This is a genomic window from Streptomyces hirsutus (assembly GCF_001418415.1).
In the GTDB taxonomy this organism is placed as follows: domain Bacteria; phylum Actinomycetota; class Actinomycetes; order Streptomycetales; family Streptomycetaceae; genus Streptomyces; species Streptomyces hirsutus.
In genome coordinates this window covers 38,594-45,081 of sequence record NZ_LIQT01000057.1, presented here as the reverse complement: position 1 = coordinate 45,081, position 6,488 = coordinate 38,594, and the positions used below count along the sequence as shown (strand labels likewise).

The 6,488-nt window shown below is 69.7% G+C and carries 6 protein-coding genes and 1 pseudogene; 5 read left to right on the top strand and 2 right to left on the bottom strand.

The window, feature by feature from the left end; genetic code table 11:
• Window positions 1-79: 79 nt before the first annotated feature.
• The gene (locus AOK11_RS05160) at window positions 80-1,756 is read right to left on the bottom strand and encodes a TlrC/CarA/OleB/SrmB family ABC-F type ribosomal protection protein (protein WP_055592430.1); all 1,677 of its coding nucleotides are present in this window, start codon (window positions 1,754-1,756) and stop codon (window positions 80-82) included.
• A gap of 462 nt (window positions 1,757-2,218) precedes the next feature.
• Here AOK11_RS05160 and AOK11_RS05155 point away from each other — a divergent pair, with 462 nt between their 5' ends.
• The 4 genes from AOK11_RS05155 (at window position 2,219) to AOK11_RS05140 (ending at window position 4,601) form a co-directional block, all read left to right on the top strand.
• Complete coding sequence (locus AOK11_RS05155; protein WP_055592429.1) at window positions 2,219-2,608, top strand: VOC family protein; 390 nt, start codon at window positions 2,219-2,221, stop codon at window positions 2,606-2,608.
• A gap of 114 nt (window positions 2,609-2,722) precedes the next feature.
• Window positions 2,723-3,139 carry a hypothetical protein gene (locus AOK11_RS05150; RefSeq protein WP_055592428.1) on the top strand — a complete coding sequence of 139 codons (417 nt, stop codon included), beginning with the start codon at window positions 2,723-2,725 and terminating at the stop codon, window positions 3,137-3,139.
• A gap of 147 nt (window positions 3,140-3,286) precedes the next feature.
• On the top strand, window positions 3,287-3,745 hold the full coding sequence (locus AOK11_RS05145; protein ID WP_055592427.1) for a hypothetical protein: 459 nt from the start codon (window positions 3,287-3,289) through the stop codon (window positions 3,743-3,745).
• 166 nt (window positions 3,746-3,911) lie between these two features.
• Window positions 3,912-4,601, top strand: coding sequence for an SMI1/KNR4 family protein (locus AOK11_RS05140; RefSeq protein WP_055592426.1), 690 nt, complete (start codon window positions 3,912-3,914; stop codon window positions 4,599-4,601).
• Window positions 4,602-4,627: 26 nt separating this feature from the next.
• Here AOK11_RS05140 and AOK11_RS05135 read toward each other — a convergent pair.
• Window positions 4,628-4,951 (bottom strand): annotated as a pseudogene (locus AOK11_RS05135) (transposase); the annotation flags it as partial.
• 580 nt (window positions 4,952-5,531) lie between these two features.
• Between AOK11_RS05135 and AOK11_RS05130 the strand changes: the two are divergent.
• Window positions 5,532-6,461, top strand: coding sequence for a hypothetical protein (locus AOK11_RS05130; protein WP_240497227.1), 930 nt, complete (start codon window positions 5,532-5,534; stop codon window positions 6,459-6,461).
• Window positions 6,462-6,488 lie beyond the last annotated feature (27 nt).

Sequence of the window (6,488 nt, the reverse complement as noted above, 5' to 3'; positions counted from 1 at the left end):
GGCGAAGACGCTCCCGATCGGCTCGGTTCGGTCATCCGGGTCCGCAGCACCACACCGGATCCGGGGCGGGACCGAGGAGTCAGCTCGTCCTGAACTCGACGACGCGCCCGTGGTCCACGGCGAGCCGGGCACCGGTGAACCGGGACCGCATCCGGCGGTCGTGGGTGACGACGACCACGGCACCCCGGTAGTCCACCAACGCCTGCTCCAGTTCCTCCACCAGTACCGGGGTGAGATGGTTGGTGGGCTCGTCCAGCAACAGCAGATCCATCGGGTCGCTCACCAGCCGGGCGATCTCGATCCGGCGCCGCTGTCCGTACGACAGGTCCTTCACCCGTCGCCGTAGGTCGGACGGGTTGAACAGGCCCAGGGAGAGCAGTTTTCCGGCATGGTCCTCCAGGTAGCCGTCCCGGCCGTGGGCGAAGGCCCGCAGCACGGTCAGCTCGGGCGACCAGGGCGTCTCGTCCTGCCGCAGGTGCCCGACCCGGCAGCCGACGCGCACCGATCCGCTGTCCGGCTCCAGTTCCCCGGAGAGCACTCGCAACAAGGTGGATTTGCCCGCACCGTTGGGACCGGTGATCAGCAGTCGCTCGCCCGGGCGGATGCTCAGGGAGGCGACGGCGAGCCGGCCCGCAACGCGCACGTCGGTGAGCTCGACCGCCGCCTCCTCCGTCTCCTCCGCCTCCGGGCCCGCGGTGTCGATACGGGCGGCGAAGGACAGCGGGTCCGCGGGGGCCGGGACCGGGTTCTCGGTCAACTGCGCCACACGTTGCTTGGCGTTGCGGATCCGCACCATCGCGCCGTGGTCGCGCCCGCGCCTGCGGTACGCACCGTGACCGAACACGGAGAGGGACATCTTGCGCGGGATGCCATCCATCCGCGCCACGTTGGAGGCGATCAGCCCATGGTTGCGGTCGAGTTCGGCGCGCCACTCCTCGTACTCCCGCAGCCGCCGCTCGCGTTCCACGGCCTTGGCCGTCAAGTAGCCCTCGTAGCCGTTGCCGTAGCGGGTGACGCGGCCGGAATCGACCTCCAGGATCGTGGTGGTGAGCCGGTCGAGGAACACCCGGTCGTGGGTGACCGCGACCACGGTGCCGCGATGGCCCCGCAGGTGCTCCTCCAGCCATTCCGTCGCCCGGTCGTCGAGGTCGTTGGTCGGCTCGTCGAGCAGCAGCAGTTCCGGCGCCGAGGCCAGCGTCGCCGCGAGGGCGAGGCGGGAGCGCTCGCCGCCGGAGAGGGTCCCGAGCTTCCGGTCGCGGTCCAGGCTCGGCAGCCCGAGACCGTGCAGCGCGACCTCCACCCGCACATCGGCCTCGTAGCCGCCACGGGCCTGATACCGCTCGACGAGGGCGGCGTAGCGCTGGAGGGCGGCGGACAGCTCGGATGCGGGGCTGTCCGTGTCGGGGCCGTCCGTGTCGTGTTCGGCCAGTTCCGCCTCAGCCCGGCGCATCGCCGCTTCGAGCTCGCGCAGGTCGGACAGGGCCAGGTCGACGGCGTCCTGGACGGTGGCGTCGAGCGGCAGTTCCAGCGTCTGCGCCAGGTAGCCGACGCCGCCGGGGGCGACCACGGTGAGCAGGCCGTTGTCGGGCTGCTCGCGCCCGGCGAGGAGCTTGAGCAGCGTGGATTTGCCGGATCCGTTGTCGCCGATCACTCCGACCTTCTCGCCCGGCCTGATGGTGAAGCCGACCCGGTCGAGTACGACGCAGTCGTGGTAGTGCTTGGTGATGTCATGCAATGCGCATTGCGCAATCGGCACGCGTGTGTCTCCTGATTCACCGTGAGGATGAGGGAATGCGTGAGCGCGCTCGGCGAAACGGCCGGAGGACGACACCGACGCCACCGCAGCGGACAGAACCGGTCGGCCAGCGGTGTTGTTCAGTGGTATGTCACGAGCACGCTGCTGGATGCGGCAACGGAGTCCAGCTCAACGCCGCGCATCCTCATCCTCACAGAGATCCCATGCGAGAAACCATAGAGGGGCGACTGGAGCCCGGCAAGGGGATAAGGAGGCAGGGGCGCCCCACATGGGCGAGCCGAGGCATCGCCGTCGAGGTCCCTCGGGTAAGGAGCCTCGACGCCTGCGTTCCCGCGTAGGCTTTCCCGCCGAGGTGACGTACGAGAGGGGAATGGTTGGGCCGGGGTGGGGTTGCGTTTCGTTTCGTGGGGTTTGCCGAGGAGGCGTGAGTGTGTCCCGGTGGTTGCCCTGTCTGGGGGAGTCATGACGAGCAGGTTCACCGAGTTGGCCGTCGACTGCCGTGATTCGGAGAGACTCGCGGCCTTCTGGTGCGAAGCCCTGGACTTCGAGGTGATCGACCGGAGCGAGGGCAAGGTCGAGATCGGCTCCTGGGTGCCGACCGTCGAGGAGGTCCGGGCCCGTCAGATGCCGCCTACCCTGCTGTTCATCCGGGTGCCCGAGGGCAAGGCCGTGAAGAACCGGCTTCACCTCGACGTCAGTCCGGTCGACTGCGGCACCGAGGACGAGGTGACCAGACTGATCGGCCTCGGCGCTACCAGGACGGATGTGGGCCAGGGCCCGGACCGGAACTGGGTGGTCATGGCGGATCCCGAGGGAAACGAGTTCTGCGTCCTGCGCACCCTGGCACCGTAGAACCGGGCTGTTTCGTTCGGCTCACCTCGTTGTCGAAGTCGGCTCGTCGAGTGGGGCACGGCAGCTTCGACGGCTTGCGTAGCCTGGCGTGGTCCACATGCCAGGAGGCCAGCGGTGGAGAACATACGGTCTGTGGCCATCGGGGGCGGTCTCGGCCTCCTAGGAGCCGTTTTCGGGTCCTGGTTCACCGCGCGCCGACAGGACCGCATGTGGCTTCGTGAGCAGAAACTCGAAGCAGGGGTCGGTTTCAACACTGCTGCAGGTCAGCTCTTCGACCATCTCCGGGAAGCACAGTTGAGCGACGACGGAGCCGGCGCCAACGAGTTGGTGGCCCGGATGCAGGAAGCCTGCTCGGCCCTGTATCTCCTGTGTGCCCACGACATCATCGATCTCGCTGACGCTCTGGCGCGTCAGATCTGGAGCACCCGGCCTCCCGACGGCAGGAAGGATCGCAAGGCACATCACAGAGAGACCTTGGACCTCCTCCGCCGCTTCACCCGCCGGCTCCGACAGGAGGTCGCCAGACCGTAACTGCCATGGGGTCATCGCACGGGGCGGAGGAAGATACCGGCCACGAGCTGACAGCTTGACGTAGTGATGACAGTGAGAACCGGCGTCGGACCGGTACCAGTCGGGTGGCCGGCCGATGCCGGCTGAGCGCGTTCGTAGCCTTGGGCCATGGCCGACATCTACGAACTCCAGCTCACGCTCGACCTGCCGGACTCCCTCCCGCCACAGGACCTCGCCCTGCTCCGCTGGCACTTGGGAGAGGAAGGCAGCCGTCAGGACGACGGGCACGATGGCCATGACGGGTACGAGTATCCCCTCTGGGGCGCCCGTGGGCCGGCGCGGCGGATCGGTGGCGTCCTGGTGGGGGAGTTGTGCTCCGCCGGCGGTGGTTGGGCGCTGACCGTGCGGCAGGAGGTGCATCCTGACGAGTTCGACGATCTGCGCAGGGTCGTGCTGTGGCTCGGCGCGCGTACGACGAGCGTCGGTGCCGTCGGACACCTGCGCTTCTACGAGTCGGACGTCCCCGACGTGTTGATCGCTCAGGCCGGTGAGGTGCACCGTGCCGTTCTGCGGACGGACGAGAGCGCCCAGTCCCCGACCGAGGTGATTCCCGACCCCTGGGCCTGAGTCGCCGAACGGGACGCCACTGACCGGCATCAGGGGTCAATGTCCGCCGTCTCCTGGTCGAGGGCGACGACCGACGATGCTTTCCCGGCGGTGGCTGCCCTGAGCCGACCGTCCGGCGGAAGACCATCCGGCCCGTTGTGTCAGTGGGGGTACATAGGGTCTGCGCATGGTTGATCAGAGGTGGGCCGGGGTGCGGGAGCGGGTCGCGGCGCTGGGCGCGCTGCCGGCGGGCAGCGAGGTGTTCGGTTCGCACGGACACCACTGGGCCTTGGAGGAGCCGCTTACCGAAGACGAACTCACGGAGCTGGAAACCCAGCTGGGCGTAAGCCTGCCCGCGGAGTACCGGACGTTCCTCACTCAGGTAGGTGGGGGCGGCGCGGGCCCCGCCTACGGTCTCTTCCCGGTACGGCGCGTGCAGGGCCGCTGGCGTTGGGAGGGAGACGGCGCCTACCTGGCGGACCTCTCCACGCTGGCCCAGCCGTTCCCCGAGAAGGGCCCGGACCCGGAACTCCTCGACGCGCTCACGGCCGAGCGCCCCGAAGAGGAGGACTTCGACGAGATCGAGGACTTCGACGACGCCATCGAGGCCTGGGACGAGCGATGGGGAGCCGTCATGTTCGCCCCCGCGCGCACCGCCGGCGCCATCGTGATCTGCCACCTGGGCTGTGCTCTGCGGGAATGGCTGATCATCAGCGGCCCTCACCGCGGCACGGTCTGGTCCGATCCCCGAGTGGACGACGCCGACCTCGAGCCACTCCTGGACACCGAGGGCAAGCCGGTCACCTTCGCCCGCTGGTACACGGACTGGCTGGCCAAGGCCGAACACACCGCACGGCAGTCGGCAGCGGGCACATGAGGAAGGGGGTGCCTCCATGTCTTTCGTCAAGCGAGTCGTGGGGTCCTGGGTTCGTGGAAGGTTCCGTCGCGGAGCATGGCGAACAGGACGCTGATGCAGTGGCGGGCGAGGCGGAGGAGGGCCTGGGTGTGGGTTTTGCCGCGGGCCCGGCAGCGGTCGTAGTAGGTACGGGAGGCGGGATCATGCTGGGCGGCGAACGCGGAGAGGAACATCGCGCGTTTGAGCCGCCGGTTGCCGCTTCTGGGGGCGTGTTCACCGTGGATCGAGGCTCCCGATGACCTGGTGGCCGGGGCGAGGTCGGCGTAGGAGGCCAGATGGGCGGCGGACGGGAACGAGCTGCCGTCGCCGACGGCACCCGTCGAGCCCGGTGACACCACCCCCGGGTCATCGGTTCGACAGGGGGCAACAGCCATGCCGAGCCCGGAGGCCGGCGGCCCTCTTGCAGGACCGCGAAAAAGATAACTGTGAGAGTTCTTCTGCGGCCCGGGATGGGTTGCTGCCAGGCTCGGCGCCGGGCGATCCGGCGGGCGCCTGGTGGAGGGCGCCGACCCGGCTGCCCGGCACGGTGCCCACCACTGCCCACACGGTCTTGCCGGGACCGGAGCAGCGGTCGGTGACGCCCCAGTCGTCGGCCAGGGTGGTGACGAGGAAGAGGCCGCTGTTTCGGAGAGCAGGTGCGGCTGCTGCGGACGAGCCGGGGGCCGACCCGGGCCGCATCGTGACGCGGTGAGGGGGCCGCTCCTCACCCGCACCGCTACCCGCACCGCTTCCGACCGTCCCCACCGCGTTGCCTCCATCCCCGCGTTTCCCCTGCTCACGCCTCGTTTCCCGGGCAGCCGCCCGGCGGGCAACAGGAAACCCGTCGACCTCCGTCGGCAGCGGGGCAAGTCTGGGTTCGTCAGCAAGCGGCAGCGAAGGGAGGTTGGGTCCATGAGACGTGCACTCGTGTCCTTGTGCGCGGTCGTGACGGTCGTGGCGGCCGTCACGACCGGATGCGGCGACGGCGGTGGCGGCGGCGACGGCCGGGCACAACAGGATCCGCGTCCGCGTCCCCGGGCACTGACCTGGCAACAGGAACTGCGCGTCGCCGACGCGCAGCAACGTCTGACCAGGCAGTGCATGAACCGCCAGGGCTTCACCTACTGGGAGGACCGTGGCCTGACGCTCCGGGAGAGCCGTCCGGTGCGCTACGTGCAGGACGACGTGGCCTGGGCCCGTACGTACGGGTACGGCGGCCGGATCGAAGTGAAGAGCCTGCGCGTCCGCGAAAGCAACCCCAACGGAACCTACCGCCGGAACCTCTCCCCGTCCCGGCGCATCGCCTTCGACACCGCGCTCGACGGCGGCGGCAGCGCCCGCATGCTCATGGCATCGCTGCCGGGCGGCGGGGAGACGCGCAAACGCGTCGGCGGCTGCACGGAGGAGGCCGAGCGCGCACTCTACGGCGACCCGGCCGAGTGGTATCGCACCGGCAAGATCGCCACCGGCCTCAACGCCCTCTACGGCAAGGAGTTGATGGAAGACCGTCACCTGACCGCGGCGGTACGGGCCTGGTCCCGGTGCATGAAGAGGGCGGGCCGACCCTACGAGGACCCCCAGGCGGCCCGGGAAGCCGTCCGGGCCAACGCCGTCCGGCTGGGTGCGGACCGCGCCGGCGAGGCGTTCGCCGCCGAGCGGAAGACCGCCGTCGCCGACGCGACCTGTGCCCGCGAGACCTCCCTGCGCGCCGTGGCCACGGCGCGGGAGACGTATTACCTGGACCGCCTGCGCGACCGGTTCGGCAAGGACATCGACACCTACCGGCACCTCGGTCAGCGGGCCTACGACCGGGCGGTGCGCATCGTTCCGGAGCGAGGCTGACCACTCCCCGCTCCTGGGCGGACACCG